The sequence below is a fragment of the Sinanaerobacter sp. ZZT-01 genome, assembly GCF_035621135.1.
In the GTDB taxonomy this organism is placed as follows: domain Bacteria; phylum Bacillota; class Clostridia; order Peptostreptococcales; family Anaerovoracaceae; genus IOR16.
Window position 1 is genome coordinate 1045593 of record NZ_CP141728.1, and the last position, 16663, is coordinate 1062255.

Annotated in this window: 13 protein-coding genes and 1 riboswitch; of the genes, 1 reads left to right on the top strand and 12 read right to left on the bottom strand. The window is 39.3% G+C overall.

Features of this window, described 5'->3' with window-relative positions; translation table 11 throughout:
• Positions 1-32: 32 nt before the first annotated feature.
• The 11 genes from nhaC to U5921_RS05255 all read right to left on the bottom strand — a co-directional run bounded on the left by nhaC (position 33) and on the right by U5921_RS05255 (position 14389).
• Positions 33-1478 carry a Na+/H+ antiporter NhaC gene (gene nhaC, locus U5921_RS05205; protein ID WP_324825407.1) on the bottom strand — a complete coding sequence of 482 codons (1446 nt, stop codon included), beginning with the start codon at positions 1476-1478 and terminating at the stop codon, positions 33-35.
• Positions 1479-1621: 143 nt separating this feature from the next.
• Entirely contained in the window at positions 1622-2962 is a 1341-nt protein-coding gene (locus U5921_RS05210; protein WP_324825408.1) for a HAMP domain-containing sensor histidine kinase, read from the bottom strand.
• Positions 2952-3647: a response regulator transcription factor gene (locus U5921_RS05215; protein ID WP_324825409.1), complete on the bottom strand. Its 696-nt coding sequence runs from the start codon at positions 3645-3647 to the stop codon at positions 2952-2954. Before U5921_RS05215 ends, U5921_RS05210 begins: the two co-directional genes overlap by 11 nt.
• 204 nt (positions 3648-3851) lie before the next feature.
• Entirely contained in the window at positions 3852-5174 is a 1323-nt protein-coding gene (locus U5921_RS05220; RefSeq protein ID WP_324825410.1) for an aspartate kinase, read from the bottom strand.
• Between the two features lie 157 nt (positions 5175-5331).
• Positions 5332-6519, bottom strand: coding sequence for a methionine adenosyltransferase (gene metK / locus U5921_RS05225; protein WP_324825411.1), 1188 nt, complete (start codon positions 6517-6519; stop codon positions 5332-5334).
• Positions 6520-6655: 136 nt separating this feature from the next.
• Positions 6656-6769: riboswitch (SAM riboswitch) on the bottom strand.
• Between the two features lie 67 nt (positions 6770-6836).
• Positions 6837-7952: an ROK family transcriptional regulator gene (locus U5921_RS05230; protein ID WP_324825412.1), complete on the bottom strand. Its 1116-nt coding sequence runs from the start codon at positions 7950-7952 to the stop codon at positions 6837-6839.
• A gap of 162 nt (positions 7953-8114) precedes the next feature.
• The gene (gene xylB, locus U5921_RS05235; RefSeq protein WP_324825413.1) at positions 8115-9638 is read right to left on the bottom strand and encodes a xylulokinase; all 1524 of its coding nucleotides are present in this window, start codon (positions 9636-9638) and stop codon (positions 8115-8117) included.
• Between the two features lie 29 nt (positions 9639-9667).
• Positions 9668-10711 (bottom strand): NAD(P)-dependent alcohol dehydrogenase, encoded by a 1044-nt coding sequence (locus tag U5921_RS05240; RefSeq protein WP_324825414.1) that lies wholly within the window; start codon positions 10709-10711, stop codon positions 9668-9670.
• 76 nt (positions 10712-10787) lie between these two features.
• Complete coding sequence (locus tag U5921_RS05245) at positions 10788-11768, bottom strand: sugar ABC transporter substrate-binding protein (protein ID WP_324825415.1); 981 nt, start codon at positions 11766-11768, stop codon at positions 10788-10790.
• Positions 11769-11846: 78 nt separating this feature from the next.
• Positions 11847-12881: an ABC transporter permease gene (locus U5921_RS05250; protein WP_324825416.1), complete on the bottom strand. Its 1035-nt coding sequence runs from the start codon at positions 12879-12881 to the stop codon at positions 11847-11849.
• Between the two features lie 14 nt (positions 12882-12895).
• Positions 12896-14389, bottom strand: coding sequence for a sugar ABC transporter ATP-binding protein (locus tag U5921_RS05255; protein WP_324825417.1), 1494 nt, complete (start codon positions 14387-14389; stop codon positions 12896-12898).
• A 379-nt stretch (positions 14390-14768) separates the two neighbouring features.
• On the opposite strand from U5921_RS05255, the gene U5921_RS05260 reads away from it, so the two are divergent.
• Positions 14769-15950, top strand: a complete 1182-nt coding sequence (locus tag U5921_RS05260) for a hypothetical protein (RefSeq protein WP_324825418.1) — start codon at positions 14769-14771, stop codon at positions 15948-15950.
• Between the two features lie 25 nt (positions 15951-15975).
• Here U5921_RS05260 and U5921_RS05265 read toward each other — a convergent pair whose 3' ends face one another.
• Complete coding sequence (locus U5921_RS05265) at positions 15976-16617, bottom strand: undecaprenyl diphosphate synthase family protein (protein ID WP_324825419.1); 642 nt, start codon at positions 16615-16617, stop codon at positions 15976-15978.
• Positions 16618-16663 lie beyond the last annotated feature (46 nt).

A 16663-nucleotide genomic window follows, 5' to 3' on the forward strand; every position in this document is an offset into this window, starting at 1 on the left:
TTCAACCGAGAAATTGGTTGAATCTCATCATCTTATGCCAGTGCATTTGCAGCTATTTCATTATCCAGCCGCCGCTGCTCCAAAATTTCCTCGTATTCTGCATCTGTCATCTTTTCCATTGTGATTCCGGTGAAACCATAGAATATGGAAACCAATGGGTTTATCAGATTCAAGAAGCAGTAAGGCGCGTACGCAACCGTGGCAACGCCTAAAGAAGAAGACATTGCTGCGCCGCATGTATTCCAAGGAATCAAACAGGAGGTAATCGTTCCTGCATCTTCCAAGCATCTTGATAAGTTCTTTGCTTTTAGTTTGCGGTCTTCAAACGCAGTCTTGAACATCCTGCCCGGAAGTACAATAGATAAATACTGATCGGAAGCAGCCGCATTAACAGCAATGCAGCTTATTACTACCATAGTAACCAAAAGTCCGGTACTCTTTGCAACCTTTAGCATAACATCACATATACTTGCCAGCATATTCGTTGAATCTAATACCCCTCCAAAGCACATTGCACAAAGAATAATTCCTACCGTACCATACATAGAGCTCATACCGCCTCTGCTTAAAAGAGTGTCTACAAAGTCAATCCCTGTTTCGCTGACATAGCCACCATAAGAAATTACCGTAGCAACCTCACCAAAATTTTCCCCCTGAAATACCGCTGCACAAATAACACCCAAAAGAGCACCACCGAATAACCCCGGAAGAGCCGGCACTTTAAATATTACCATCGCAATGATAAGACAAGGCGGAATTAAAAGCAAAGGGGAAATATAAAAATTATCCCGCAGTCCATTCATCAGTACAGCAACTTCATTCATATTAACTTCAGACGAATTCGTGATCCTCATTCCGAGGACTGCGAAAATAACCATTGCGATAATATAAGATGGTGTTACGGTGAATACCATATGCTTGATATGCTCAAATAAATTACTCCCTGCCATTGCCGGTGCTAAGTTTGTGGTATCCGAAAGCGGAGACATCTTATCACCAAAATACGCTCCGGAAATAATGGAACCCGCAACAATTGGAAGCGGTAATCCCAATCCTGCCCCAATTCCTATCAATGCAATCCCTGCAGTACCAGCTGTCGTCCAAGATGATCCAGTTGAAAGTGCTACAATTGAGCATAGCAGCATACTTGCTACTAAGAAAATAGATGGTTTTATTATCATTAGTCCATAATAAATCATTGCCGGCACGATTCCTCCGGCAATCCAGGTCGAAATGACCATGCCAATTACAAATAAAATTAAAATTGCCTGCATTGCACGTGATATGCCATTAATCATTGCTTTCTCAAGAAAAGACCACTTAAAACCATTTTTTATTGCAATTAATGATGCAATAGCTGCTGTTGCAGCGATTGGAATATGTACTGTTCCTCCTATGATAACCAGTGTATAGATTAGTAATGCAATTAAAACAAGTAGGATGAGTGCAATCTGCCACATTGGAATCTTCTTTCCCATAAGTTTATCCTCCTCAACAATAAGATAAAAATAAATAGTTAATAAGATATGAAGTAAAAAAATAAGCCACAGGGTTTTTAACCCCCATGGCTTAAGCATAGATAAAAAAACTTAATATAATCTTAAAAAAATCTGAAAATTCCTTATTTTTCGATAACCGGAAATTTTATAGATACTTCAAAATAGTATCCCTCATTTTTCACTTCCATTTCACCTCTGTGCTGGCTTACAATTTTTTTGCTGCTATACAACCCGATTCCAGTGCTTTCTACATATAACTCGGCTGACTTAATATTCTTTTCTACAATAAAAAGATTCTCTCCTTTGATTTCGACATGAAGAAATACCGGTAAAGTCGGATCCGCATACTTTAATATGTTGGAGGTGATGTTATCAAAAACACGTCTGAATGCAATGACATCTACATTAATCTCGAAGGCTTCTTTTAAATTATAATTAAAATCGGAATGGAAACCATTTTCCTGCAAAGTAAAATACATCTCCGAAATAACCTGTGAAATCAGTTCATTCCCATCCAATACTTCCCAATTGAATGCTTCCTGTCGTTCTTTTCGTACAGACCTTTCAAAAAGTTCCTCTGTCATCCCCTTTATTTGATATGCACGAGTTCTCGCATTTTCCACATATCGCCTCATCATTTCCTGACTTTCGTATCGGCAGTCTTTTAAAAAATCCAAATAGCATATGACAGAGGTAAGGGGTGTACGAATATCATGTGAGATTGCTGCAATGACCTCTTGATTCTTTTCAATCATTTCCTGCTCCAGCTTCCTCTGATTCTGAATAGATGCATTCATTACATTGATATAAGCGGCTAAGCAAGTCAGCTCATCGTTCCCTTTTAAGTTGATCCGGTATCCTGGCTCTTCTCTGTTCATTCGTTCCAGCCCTTTGTGTATCTCATCTATATACCCAAAGCGTCTCCGGCATAGAAATATGAAACAGATCAGAAAAGTAGTAAGAAAGATCGCAAAGCTCGCAAAAGAAATCATCATTTCATATTGATAAAAATAATCGCCACTGATTAATAAGTTCGCCTCTCCGTCCTGAAACTGAATTGGATATTCAAAAGTCGGACGCGATGTTTCATCCCAGCCAAATCCCTTCGTCACCTTTCCGTTTTTTCGATTTTTCCAATTTGCATAATAAAGAAAAGAATCAAAGTACACGATGTCCTTACGATAAATCTTTAAAGAGACATACCAATTGATTTGATTCCAACGTGCAATTTTTTCTATATCTGTACGCTCTAATTCATGAACCTCTATAAAGCGCTGTAATCTACGTGCGTATTTTTTTGAGTCCTGTTCGACAATTTTCGGACGGCTGCTATGATCCTGCAAATAGTTGCTTAAATAAAAAACGGCAGTTCCGTAAATCACCAGTGCAATCCCCGCAGAAACAATAATATATAACAAAACCTGAGAATAAAGACTTTCTTTTCGTAGCTTGCTAATCAACATAATAACCCTTCCCCCAAGCAGTTTTAATAATCTTCGGGTTCTTATAATCTGACTCTATTTTTTTTCGGAGCTTTAAAATATGTACCATTATCGTGTTGTTTGCAGAATAAAAATAAGGTTCACTCCAAATACTCTCATATAAATTTTGTGCCGTAAAAATTTTTTTTCTGTTTTTAGCCATCAAAACAAGAATTCGGTATTCTAAAGCGGTCAGCACGATCTCTTTCTCTTCTACAAAAACTTTCTGCTCGTTTAAATCAATGCAGAGCGGATCAATGCATAAAGTGTTGCTTTCTTCCTTATACTGCTTCCCTTGATAAACATAGTAACGTCTTAAAAGCGACTTTACACGTGCCAGAAATTCAGGGTAAGAAAACGGCTTTGACAAATAATCATCTCCGCCTGCACTGAATCCAATCGCTTTATCGGAATCACTGTCTTTCGCCGTAAGGAAAAGAATCGGTGCAATGGTTTTTTCACGAATTTCTTTACAGGCTATAAATCCAGATTTGTAAGGCATCATCACATCCAATACAATCAGATCAATGGTATCATCCACTAGTTTGACCGCATTCTCACCATCCGTTGCCGTAATGACCTCATACCCTTCCGAATCAAGCAAAATCGTCAATAATTCTATGATTTCAGGACTGTCATCCGCAATTAAAATTCGTTTTCTTTGCATTTCATTCAACTCCGTATTAAAATATGAATTATTATCCTACTAAAATATTATAGCATCTTAAAATTAAGAAATATTAGTAATTTTCTTAATTTTAGTTAAGAAATTTGTTCAATTGTTTGTTGGTAATCAAATATAATCATTTGAAAAACAAAAAAACAGCAGGTACATCAATCCGAAAACGGAAATACCTGCTGCTATTTTATTTTACGCTCTTTCTTTCACCAAAGCATTGTAAATGGCCTTAATTGCCGTTTCAAAATCTTTGTTTTCTACGCCAACAATGATATTGATTTCACTGGAGCCTTGATCAATCATACGAATGTTTACCTTCGCTTCATAAAGCGCTGTAAACAGTGTCGCTGATACGCCCAAGCGATTGGTCATCCCTGCTCCTACAGTCGCAATCAATGCCATATTATTAAATACATCAATCTTATCCGGCTGTACCTTTCGTTCAATTTCTTCTAAAATTTCATCCAAGGCGTGGTTGAGCTTTTTATTGGAAACGACGATGGAGATTGTATCAATCCCGCTCGGTAAATGTTCTACCGGAACGTCATAATCTTCCAATATACTCAAGATACGGCGGATAAATCCACGTTCCGAAGCCATCATATTTTTTGATATTGCTATAACAGAGAAGTCTTTGCTTCCTGCAATCCCTGTTACAATACGATCAGAACTGTGGTTTGGTTCTGATAAAATAATCGTGCCCGGATGCTGCGGATCATTCGTATTTCGAATATTAATCGGAATGTTCGCCTCTCTTACAGGATATACCGCATCCTCATGCAGCACACTTGCACCCATATAGGATAATTCCCTTAATTCTTGATAAGATACCATTTTAATCGGCTCCGGGTTCTTTACAATGCGTGGGTCTGCAACTAAGAATCCCGGCACATCCGTCCAATTTTCATACACATCTGCTTTTACAGCTCTTGCAATCAAAGAGCCTGTTATATCCGATCCCCCCCTAGAGAAGGTTTTAATGCTTCCATCCGGATAAGTTCCGAAAAACCCCGGAATGACTGCCTTCTTATGCTCTGCTAAAGCTTTTGAAAGGGCTTCATTAGTTTCCTCATCCAGAAATCTTCCTTTTTTATCAAATTGAACCAATCCCGCAGAATCGACGAAATCGTATTCCAAATAAGCGGCAGTCAAAAGCGCACTCAGATACTCACCGCGGCTTGCAATGTAATCTGCGCTCGCGCCAGCCTCAAGTTTTTTTCGTATTTCAATAAACTCCGATTCTAAATTTACATCGACACCAAGGTTCATCTCCATGGCCCGAAATCGGTCACAAATAACTTGAAATACTTGATCATACGGTACATTATGCTCAATGTGCGTCTTACACAAATACAGTAAATCTGTCATTTTGTTGTCTTCACTAAAGCGTTTTCCCGGAGCAGATACCACCACATATCGTCTATCCGCATCGGCTTGTATAATGTTTTTGACCTTGGATAGCTGAATGGCGTCTGCTACGGAGCTTCCCCCAAATTTTGCTACTTTTACTCCCATTTGATTGCTTCCTCTCTTAAATTTTTTTATAAAACGGGGTATTTTGCAGGTTTCCTTGCATTCTCCAAATTTTATTAATATTTTTCCTATTTTACTTCAAAAAAAGGAAATGGTCAACCTTATGCGACCATTTCCCTTTTATTGTATGCTTTTTTGTTTAAAGCTGTGCCTCTTTACGCAAAATCTCAGCTTTGTCTGTTTTTTCCCAAGTCAAATCGATATCTGTTCTGCCGAAGTGTCCATATGCTGCAAGCTTTCGATAGATCGGTCTGCGCAGATCCAAATCCCGAATAATTGCAGCAGGTCTTAAGTCAAAATGTTTTTCTACCAGCTCTGATATTTTTTCATCGGAAATTTTTCCGGTTCCAAAGGTTTCTACTAAGATAGATACTGGCTTTGCAACTCCAATGGCATAAGCCAACTCAATCTCACACTTATCAGCAAGTCCGGCAGCAACAACGTTCTTAGCAACATATCTTGCTGCATACGCTGCGGAGCGATCTACTTTTGTAGGGTCTTTCCCTGAAAACGCGCCGCCGCCATGTCTTGCATAACCACCATAAGTATCTACTATAATCTTTCTTCCCGTCAAACCGGAATCCCCATGCGGTCCGCCTATTACAAAACGTCCCGTCGGATTTACGTAATACTTTGTATTTTCATCCAAAAGCTCCGCCGGAACAATCGGTTTAATCACATGCTCAATAATATCCTTGCGGATCTGTTCCTGCGTTACATCCGGATCGTGCTGGGTGGAAATAAGCACCGTATCTACACGAGCAACTTTATCGCCGTCATATTCAACGGTTACCTGCGTTTTTCCATCCGGCCGTAAGTAGGTCAACTCACCTGACTTTCTGACTTTTGTCAGCTGCATTGCTAATTTATGTGCCAGCGCAATCGGCATCGGCATCAGCTCTTCTGTTTCATTGCAGGCAAAACCAAACATGATTCCCTGATCGCCTGCACCGATTGATTCAATATTATCCTGCAAGGTACCTTCTTTATACTCCAATGCCTTGTCAACACCCATAGCAATGTCACCAGATTGTTCATCAATCGCTGTCATCACTGCGCATGTGCTCCCGTCATATCCGTATTCACCCTTCGTATACCCAATATCATTGATTACACTGCGAATAATTTTCGGAATGTCCACATAGCAATTCGTGCTGATTTCTCCAACTACCATTGCAAGTCCCGTTGTTACGGTTGTTTCTGCTGCAACTCTCCCGTTTGGGTCCTGCTCAAATATCGCATCTAAAATTGCATCAGAGATTTGATCACACATTTTATCTGGATGTCCTTCTGTTACGGACTCAGATGTAAATAATCTTTTTACCATTTTCTTTCCTCCTTTTTACAAAATACACATAAGATAGGATTGGATACTCTACGCTTTATATCGTGGGAAAGAAATTTTCCTATTAGATAAAAAAGCCTCTTCCAAGGAAGAGGCAAAGCTGCATATTGCTATCTTCTCCTCATCTCTCAGATTATATCTGTAGGACTTAGCACCTTTTCTGCCTGAATAACTCAAGCACATAGGTTGCCGGGCTTCACAGGGCCTATCCCTCTGCCACTCTTGATAAGGTATTAAATTGTATATTCATTATATAACCGCAAAATTAGAATGTCAAACATACTTCCCTTCATATTTTATTATATTTTTTTAATATAATCATCTACATAGTGTAATGCTGCTCCGACCGCAGATGCTTCAAATTTATAATCGCAGACCTTGATGTAAAAACCTTTTTTTTCGAATGGATTGCGCTGATTCACAAGCTCGGTCAATCTTCCTACGTGTTTTTCCATATGGCTCCCTACGTAACCGCCTAACACTACGTCACAATCGAATGTCATTCTCAAATTATAGACCAGCTGGGCGAGGTATTGCAGATACTCTTCAAATGCTTCTAAGTACTCTTTCTCTCCTCGGTCAACTTTCTTGAAAAATTCTGCCAGATTTCCATCTGTCAAATCTGAAAGCAATTTTGCATTGCAATAGGCATCCGCACATCCCTTTTGCCCGCAATAACAAGTTCTTCCGTCGTTTACTAAAGTGATATGTCCAAATTCACCGCTGCGGTGGTTCATCCCATGATATGCACTCTGTGAATACATAATAGCACCGCCTACACTGTTGCTTAAAGATACATATACAATCGGCTCTTGCGAATCTCTCCTCCAAAATTCAGCAAAGCCTCCAGAATTTGCGTCATTAAAAAATTGAAATGGATAAGAAATGTATTGCTTCATTTTATAATACAAGTTATCAGGTGCAGGCAGTACACTGATATAAGTAATTGTTTTTCCGTCTTCACCAATGATTGCAGGAAGCGAAACTCCCAGGCCTAAAATTTTCTCTGGCTGAACTTTGCTTTCCTCAACAAAGTCGTAAATGCTTTGTGCAAGCTCTTGATAAAATGATTCTTCGTCTTTAAATTCAAGTCGAATCCGCCGGCTGTACAAAACGGCTCCTTTTAAATCGATTAATACTAAACTGATGTGGTTTCTTGTAATATCGATTCCTAATGCCACTTTAAAATCGTCGACACTGCAAATCACTCTAGCCTTTCTTCCTCCTGTGGATTCAAAGGTGCCATCCTCACGAATCAAGCCTCTTTCTTTTAACTCCGTTAAATTTTGACTTATGGTAGGCAGGCTTAAATTGAGAATCTTAGCAATGTCCTGCTTGGAGATTCCTTTGAAATCATAAATCAATTTATATATATTATTTCGATTTCGTTTTTTTATTAACATACGGTTTTCCATAATGTTCTCACTTTTCTAAAACTATTTTATAAAACTTCACTGTAACGAATTTTACTCCTTCTCACTCTTATATGCAATAAAAAAACACCATAAAGATGGCGTTTTCTTATTTTAATACCATAACATATATTTTTTCTGGAGACTTTAAATCAAAAACGTAAATTAAAGAGCCGCTAATTTTTTAAAACTGGCAAATAAGGTTACGTACAATTCTTTATATAAATTATAATATTTTTGGTACTCTAAGCTATTTTCTGCAATCGGTTCCTGCACTGCCTTTTTAAGAATTAAGCGGTTGCAGGTCTCTTCTAAATCCTTATATACGCCCGCACCGACTCCGGCTAAAATGGCAGCGCCTAAAGCTCCTCCCTGTTCTGCTTTTATCGTGCTTACCGGGCACTGGTATAAGTCTGCAAACATCTGCCGCCATAAATCGCTTCTTGCTCCGCCGCCGCAAATCATCATATCTGTAACAGCTACGCCCATTTCTCTGAAAACGTCGACACACTCCAACTGTGAATAGGCAACGCCCTCTAAAACAGCCCTAATTAGCTCTGCACGCTCATGAATTGCAGAAAGCCCAAAGAAAGTACCTCTGCAATCAGGATCGGGGTGAGGAGAACGCTCACCCATTAAATAAGGCAGATAAAGAAGTTTATTTGCACCAATGGGCACCCTTGAAGCCAAATCAGTCATAATTTCATAAGGGTCTACTCCCTTTTTCTTCGCTTCAGCAACTTCCTCACTGCAGACATGATTCCTCAGCCACTGTAAGGAAAGCCCTGCGCCTTGTGTACAACTCATGACCGTCCATTTTCCCGGTACGGAAGCGCACAGCGTATGCACTCTTCCTTTTTTATCAATCGCAACCTGATTTGAAATTGCATAGACAACGCCGGAGGTTCCGATTGTTGTAAATGCACTTCCTTCAGTGACGATACCGGTACCAATTGCAGCCGCAGGATTGTCTCCTGCGCCTCCTACTACAATGATTCCTTGCGCCAATCCAGTTATTTCTGCGGCTTCTTTATGAACCGCTCCGGTTACATCTGTTGATTCATACATTTTTCCAAGCAGGCTTTGGTCAATTCCAAAAGCGTCTAGAACTTCACTTGACCATGTGCGTTTTGGAACATCCATTAACTGCATACCGGATGCATCGGAGACCTCCGTTGCAAACTCACCGGTCAACTTATATCTGATATAATCCTTCGGCAGCAAAATGTGAGCACACTGTTTATAAATTTCAGGTTCATTTTTTTTCACCCATAATATTTTAGCTGCAGTAAATCCGGTCAAAGCAGGATTCGCTGTAATCGCAAGAATCTTTTCCGGTGTCAAAATGCGGTTCATGTCTTCCACTTCTTTTCCGGTTCTCTGGTCGCACCAAATAATGGACTTTCGAAGTGGATTTCCCTGGTGATCCAACATAACGAGACCATGCATTTGACCGGAAAGCCCGATTCCTTTTATTGTCTCTGCATTGATCCCTGATTGCTCAAGAACGGAGCGAATACCGACTTTTACAGCTTCCCACCAGTCTTCAGGTTCTTGCTCCGCCCAGCCATTCTGCTCTTGATACAACGGATATTCATGAGTTTTTGAAGCAACCGCATTTGCTTCAAGATCAAACAGTACGGTTTTGGTTCCCGAAGTTCCAATATCAATTCCTAACAAGTATTCCAAAAGAACGCTCCTCTCTGCTCACCTCTCAATTAGTCCGTTATTTTAATGACAGCCTTAACAACTTCATCTTTTTCATTAATTGCGCATTCAAACGCCTCTTGAATCTGATCAAATTCAAACTCGTGAGTAACAATCCCTGATACATCAATCCGCCCTTCAGCGATTGCTGCGATCGCCTTTGGATATATATTGCGATACCGGAACACGGACTCTATCTTTGCCTCTTTTGCCATAATTTTACCAAAGTTAAAGAGGATTTCAGGCTCTGCTGCCAGTCCTACAAGAACAATCGTTCCTCCGTTTTTTACCAGATACGGCGTCTGTGCAATAGTAATTGGCGATCCTGCTGTTTCTATTACTTTTTCAATACCTGCTCCTCCGGTTATTTTATCCATTTCAGCAATCACATCGACTTCTTTTCCATTTATTACCCTGGTGGCACCCAGCTTTTTTGCATATTCCAAGCGCTTTGGAATCACATCGACAACGGTAATGTCCGTTGCTCCGCTTGCTTTGCAAGCAAGCAGCGTAACCAATCCAATGCAGCCCGATCCAAGAATAATCACGTGATCCCCAAGACCAATCTGTCCTTGTGCGGCTGCGTGTAGTCCAACGGAAAGCGGTTCCACAAGAGCTCCCTCTTTCGTGGAGATATTGTTTGGCAATTTAAAACACATATTTTCGGGAAATGCAATGTAATTTTCATAACAGCCCGGAACCGGAGGTGTTGCTAAAAACTGTACATCCGGACAAAGATTATATTTGCCTGATTTACAAAACTCACACTGTCCGCATGTAATCCCCGGCTCTAACGCTACCCGATCTCCGACAGTAAGTTTTTTCACACCGCTTCCAACTTCAATAATCGTTCCCGCACATTCATGCCCTAGCATAAATTCGCCGTCCACTATAAAATCTCCGCATCTGCCATCATGAAAATAGTGGACATCGGAGCCGCAAATCCCTACATATTCCAACTTGATCAAAACTTCCTGTTCTCCGACTTCAGGCATCGGAATCTCCCGAATCTCCATTTTATTTAGTTCGGTCATATAAGCTGCTCTATTTTTCATACTCCGTATATCCTTTCATTTTAATTTAAGAAAGGTGCCTTAATTTTAACCCTTAAGACACCTAGCTTTATCATTCTTATTCTGTAATGAGTCCTCTTTCTTTGTAGATATTTACGTACTCACTTGCATTATCTTTCGTAATAAGTGGTGCAGCAATATCTGTATCGATCTGGGTTTCTTCACCAGTTAAGAGCTTATGAACCGTTTCCATGTTCAGCTTAGCGAGGTCAATTGCAGATTGCAGACAAGTGGATGTCATTTTACCCTCTTCAATTAAAAGACACGCTTCCGCAGTACCATCTACACCGTAAGACAGGATATCTGCATATTCCGCTTTACCTTTCACTGCTTCCAAAGCACCCGCTGCCATGTTGTCATTCATAGAAATGATGGCATCGATTTCGCCATGTGCCATGATCCAGTCTTCCATAAGCTGCATTGCTTCATCCTTGTTCCAATTAGCAAAATCTTCGGCAAGAATCTTAACATCAGGTCTTGCACTAAAGAATACTTCTTTCCAAGCCTTTAGTCTTTCATCTGCATGGAAGTTGCCGGAAGGTCCTTTCAGGACAACTACTTTTCCGTTTTTCGGCACCTGCTTGATTGCAGCTTCCGCATTTACCTTCGCTTGTACATATGGGTCGGCATCGACAGAAGAAGCTCCTTCAATTCCGTCAATACGAGCATTTGTCGTAATCGCAATAATTCCTGCACTTACAATCTGTTCTACATAAGGGCGCTGTGCCTCTCCATTGTTTGGCTGTACAATAATTGCATCGTAGCCGTTTGCAATTGCATTTTCAATCGCAGCGTTTTCTTTCTCATCATCTGCCTGCCCATCAATTACATCCAAAGTAATGTCATCATAATTGTCTGCTTCTGCCTTCATTTCATTTGCCAGCCAAGCAGCAAAGGAGTCAGATTGTGCTCTCGCAATGTACGCTACTCGATACCCATCTTTATCACCCTGCGCGTCTTTATTATCTCCTCCGCAGCCAGCCAGGGCAGTAAGTACCAGTGTTAAAACCAATAATACCGCTAAAATCTTCTTTCTCATAATACATTTTTCCTTTCTTTTTAAATTATATTTGAATAAATAATTTAAGACGATCCAATGAGACTTCTGCAATAAAGCTCACTCGGCTTGCTCCTTTTTAATTTCCGTATCTCGGTTACCCAAAATGACTTTTATGCTCTTTTTATTTTTGAATTTTAAGTCATATAAAACGGCTGCTACAATGATGCCGCCTTTGACAATCTGTTTTACATAGGAGTCAACCCCTTGTAAATTCATAATATTGTTTAAACATCCGATGATAAAAGAGCCGACCAAAGTTCCAAGCGTTGTGCCAACACCTCCAGTAAAACTCGTACCGCCTACAATCGCTGCGGTCAGTCCTTCCATTTCATATCCCACTGCTCCATTCGGAAGTCCGGCATTTACACGAGACATATATAAAATTCCGGCGATACCTACTAAAATGCCATTTAATATGAATGCAATGTACTTTGAGCGAATTACATTGATACCTGATGCAATCGCAGCCTCTTCATTTCCTCCAATTGCATAAAGGGAACGTCCAAACCTCGTATGATTCAAAACGTACCAGATCACAATCGTGATAAGTACTAAGAAGACGATTGGAATCGGTATCATTTTAAAGAAAGGGGTTCCCGAAAAGATCGGAACATCTGCTAGATTTCCCTGTCCAAACACCTTATAATCTGAAATCTGAAGAATATTTTGCCCGCTTGTATAATAAAGTGCCATTCCTCTCGCTACCATTGTCATAGCTAATGTGACGATAAATGCAGGCATCTTGCAATTTGCAACAAAAAAAGCATTCACGATATTACATAGTACTGCAACAAGTATCGCTACGGCAAATGCGCCGAGCAAAGAACCCGTAGCTTTATAAAAGCTCACAGATAAAACACCTGACAGCGCTAATACTGCACCTACAGACAAATCCAGCATCCCGCTTATAATAAGAAGCATTTCTCCATATGCCAATATCGTTGCAACCGCTAACTGTCTTGCTATATTTGTCAAATTACCGGGACTGAAAAAATTCTCATTCAGTGTCATGGAAATTAGTATCATTACTAACAATACAAAGAATATAGAATATTTCTGCATTGCCTGACTTACATTGTCTTTTAATCTCATTCTTTTTCCTCCCTTTATATTGTTCCTGTAGCATATTTCATAATTGCTTCTTGAGAGAATGCTTCCTTATGCAGCTCTCCTTCTATTCTGCCCTGACACATCACATATATCCGGTCACACATTCCAATCAACTCCGGCAGTTCAGAGGAAACCATAATAACCCCTTTCCCCTCTTTTGCCATCTCAGTCATCAGTTTATAGATTTCAAATTTTGCACCGACGTCAATTCCTCTTGTCGGTTCATCCAAGATCAAAATATCTGGATTTCGCAGCATCCATTTTGCCAAAAGTACTTTTTGCTGATTTCCTCCTGAAAGAGATTGGATAGCAGTTTCCAATGTAGGTGTTTTTACATTCATTTTTTCAAAATATTTTCCTACTACTTCTCTCTCTTTTCTCTTGTGGGTATAGCCCCGGTATACAAATTGGTTCAGAGAGGAGAGGCTGGCATTTTCCATGACGCTTCGAACCGGCACAATTCCATATCTTCTTCTGTCTTCGGAAAGCATAATCATGCCATTTCTTATACTGCACCTTACATTCCGAATACTGACTTTTTTACCTGAGATACGTATTTCTCCTGACGATATATTTTCCAATCCAAATAAAGAACGCATCACTTCAGTTCTTCCTGCTCCAACAAGACCTGCAAAACCAATGATCTCGCCGCAATTTAAATGAAACGATACATCTTCATACAGATTTTCACTGCATAAATTTTCAACTTCCAAAAGATTCTTTCCAATAGTAATATCTTCTTTTGGGTATACATTCTCCATCTTTCTTCCAACCATGAGTGCAATCACTTCATCAATATTCGTATCTTCTGCACGCATGCTCTTGACAACGCTCCCATCTCGAAAAACAGTAATATCATCCGCAATTTGGAATACCTCATCCAGCTTGTGAGAAATATATATAATACTTACTCCTTTTTCTTTTAAAACCTTGATTTTATCAAACAAAAGAGCTACTTCTCTTTGTGTAATCGCAGAGGTTGGTTCATCCATTACAATAATCTGTGCGTCATTTGAAATTGCTTTTATAATTTCGAGCATTTGAATATCGGATACGGTTAAGGTTTTTAACTTTTGATCCGCTTTATAGCTTAAGCCCTCTTCCTCTAAAAGGTGGATTGTCTTTTCTCTCACCTCTTTCCATTTGACTTTACCAAATTTATTAACAGGCAGTCTTCCTAAAAAAAGATTCTCCTTTACAGACATCTCCGGCACATAATTTAACTCTTGTGCAATCATTGCAATACCCAAATTTTGAGCTTGAATCGGATCTTTTATCTGGACAGGCTTTTCATCCATAAAAATGGTTCCTGCATCCGGTTTATAAATTCCATTTATGATTTTCATAAGTGTCGATTTTCCGGCACCATTTTCTCCGCAAAGCGCATGAACTGTTCCTTTTCGCACCGAAAAATCAATTTTATCCAAAGCTTTGACGCCAGGAAAATATTTTTCAATTTGAGAGACTCTTAGTTTTATTTCCTCGCTCATAACGAAGTCTCCTTTCTAGCAGTTTCTATTTTCTTGTCGTTTTGTGTTTTATTATGCCAAATACTTTTGCATATCTACTTTGCATAAGTTTTACAAAAATTATATACTCAACTTATTTTCCTGTCAATCTCTTATTCCATCTTTTTATCGCAAGTTACTCTCTTCTTTTTTGTTTAATTTTTAACGATTTGGTCGCTTTTATTATGAGTAAATATGCTTCAATAAGGGCATAAGCGCATATATTTATTCTTTAAATATACATGTTAGTATATTTTACCTTACCTCTCCTGCTGATTTTTAAATTTAATTTAACACTTTTATGAAAAAATAGGGTATACTTTATTATTAAGACTATATCAACAATCATGGAGGAAATAGATTGAACCGAAACGATTTAAAAGTAATTCAAGGCGGCGCAAGTAATGCTGTCACAGTTGGTGAACATAAATTTATCTCTGCTTATGTGACCGATACAAGGCTGATGGGAGTCATCGGCTTGCATATTCACTGGGCAATAGAAAGTCCTTCTCTTTTTTCTGATTTCCATCAATTTTTTTATTTTGATGCAGAAGAATTTGGTCTTGAAACTTATCGCAGTGTAGTAGGAAATGAATCCTTTGAGATTACTTTAATTGAAAAGACGCTAATCGACGGTCTTGGCGGCGAAAAAAAGAACCTAAATGAACGGGAAGCCCGTTATTTGGTCCAGCAATTTGTAAAAACCACATTTGCTTTAAACACAACTCCTTGTGAACCGCAAAGTGAATATGCATTTTTATTGGAAGACCCGATTATACTGAATGCCGAAGAACTTAACGCTATTGCTGATAAACTGTGCACTTCCATGAAATCACATCATCAAGTCATTCACTACTACCTCATGCGTACTTTTGGAAGAGATATTGAGGGTGCCTCTTACCTTCTGTCAAAAAATGCACAGATAGAAGAGATTTCTGAAAAACAGCCTTCCACACTCTGCAGAAATACCATCGAAGAATTCTTGAATCCTGATGGTTCTCTATCCTATTTGTCAGAATCATTGATCGAGGTAGAAAACTCTTATAAAATTGTACTTTCTGAATTAAAATTAGAAAATGAAAAGGTATGCTTTGCAAAAAAGCGTTCTTCCTTCTCCGTCTCTCCGGCAGAAGTTGCCATGCTATTAAATCGTCCGGAATTTGTGACTCTATTTGAAATTTTAGTCGATCCGGATGAGTTTGAAAGTGAATTTTCTCACTTCAGTGCCGGAGCAATGCAAACCATTCACGATAACGGGAGATTATATTTGGAATTCAATCACAACAACGACCACGTCATACGTCAAACCTTCCGCTTAAACGAGGACGTACATGGGCTTTATTACATCAGTGACTATGGGCAGCTGGTTATCGCCGCTTATACAAAAGATGATATCCGGGATTTAGAGAATCGCCTGCACAAAAGCGGCATCAACCTAATGATTATCCCTACCGCAAAATATGAATTCAAAGAGCCTGTTCTTTATGAATTTATCCAAAGTGATTTTGATGATTTTAATGAATTCATTGAATCACTGCAATAGGAATATTTCAGGCTCCCTAAAGTCATCAACCGCCTAAGGTAATGTCTTGCCTCTGGTACCAATCTAATGCACGGTAAAATTGATTTTCTTCAAAATCAGGCCATAGCTCCGGTAAAGTATAAAAATCCGAGTATACAGACTGTACCGGAAGAAACCCGCTTAGCCTGCAATGTCCGCCCCAGCGAAGAATTAAATCAATTCTTGAAATATCTTTAGATGCAATCCCACTTGGATAATTTAAGTCCCAGTCCCATCCATAATTTACCAAGAAATTGACACGTATTCCTCCATCTCCAAATTTTCTTCGAATCCGGTAAGGAATCAGCTCCTTTGGAAAACAGCTTGAATTGCTGTCGCCTACAACCAACAGCTCGGCATCTTTTTCTGCCAAAGTTTCTACCGCATCTACACAAGCCTTTTGAAAGGCTTGTTTTTGTATGGCTGGTCTTTTTGTATTATCGACAGTAAATCCATAAAGTGTCAGTTCTTCAATGCCCAATTGTCTGCACATCTCATATAATTTAAATCCCGGCTCAATTCCAAATTCATATCCCATTTGCTTTTCCAGTCCACGCTGTTTTGCCCATCTGCGATTGCCATCCGGAATGATCCCGATATGTTTTGGAATTCTTTTCCATTCATTCCTCTTATTCTCAATGTTATCCATACAAAAACTCCTTTCCGCCTTATTTTACACATAGATTTAAATGTTA

Excerpts from the sequence above, each read along its gene's own strand:
- U5921_RS05220 (WP_324825410.1), bottom strand. The coding sequence starts at position 5,174 with ATGGGAGTAAAAGTAGCAAAATTTGGGGGAAGCTCCGTAGCAGACGCC.
- U5921_RS05240 (WP_324825414.1), bottom strand. The coding sequence starts at position 10,711 with ATGAAAAATAGAGCAGCTTATATGACCGAACTAAATAAAATGGAGATT.
- U5921_RS05245 (WP_324825415.1), bottom strand. The coding sequence starts at position 11,768 with ATGAGAAAGAAGATTTTAGCGGTATTATTGGTTTTAACACTGGTACTT.
- U5921_RS05210 (WP_324825408.1), bottom strand. The coding sequence starts at position 2,962 with ATGTTGATTAGCAAGCTACGAAAAGAAAGTCTTTATTCTCAGGTTTTG.
- nhaC (WP_324825407.1), bottom strand. The coding sequence starts at position 1,478 with ATGGGAAAGAAGATTCCAATGTGGCAGATTGCACTCATCCTACTTGTT.
- U5921_RS05215 (WP_324825409.1), bottom strand. The coding sequence starts at position 3,647 with ATGCAAAGAAAACGAATTTTAATTGCGGATGACAGTCCTGAAATCATA.
- U5921_RS05250 (WP_324825416.1), bottom strand. The coding sequence starts at position 12,881 with ATGAGATTAAAAGACAATGTAAGTCAGGCAATGCAGAAATATTCTATA.
- U5921_RS05255 (WP_324825417.1), bottom strand. The coding sequence starts at position 14,389 with ATGAGCGAGGAAATAAAACTAAGAGTCTCTCAAATTGAAAAATATTTT.
- metK (WP_324825411.1), bottom strand. The coding sequence starts at position 6,519 with ATGGTAAAAAGATTATTTACATCTGAGTCCGTAACAGAAGGACATCCA.
- U5921_RS05230 (WP_324825412.1), bottom strand. The coding sequence starts at position 7,952 with ATGGAAAACCGTATGTTAATAAAAAAACGAAATCGAAATAATATATAT.
- U5921_RS05265 (WP_324825419.1), bottom strand. The coding sequence starts at position 16,617 with ATGGATAACATTGAGAATAAGAGGAATGAATGGAAAAGAATTCCAAAA.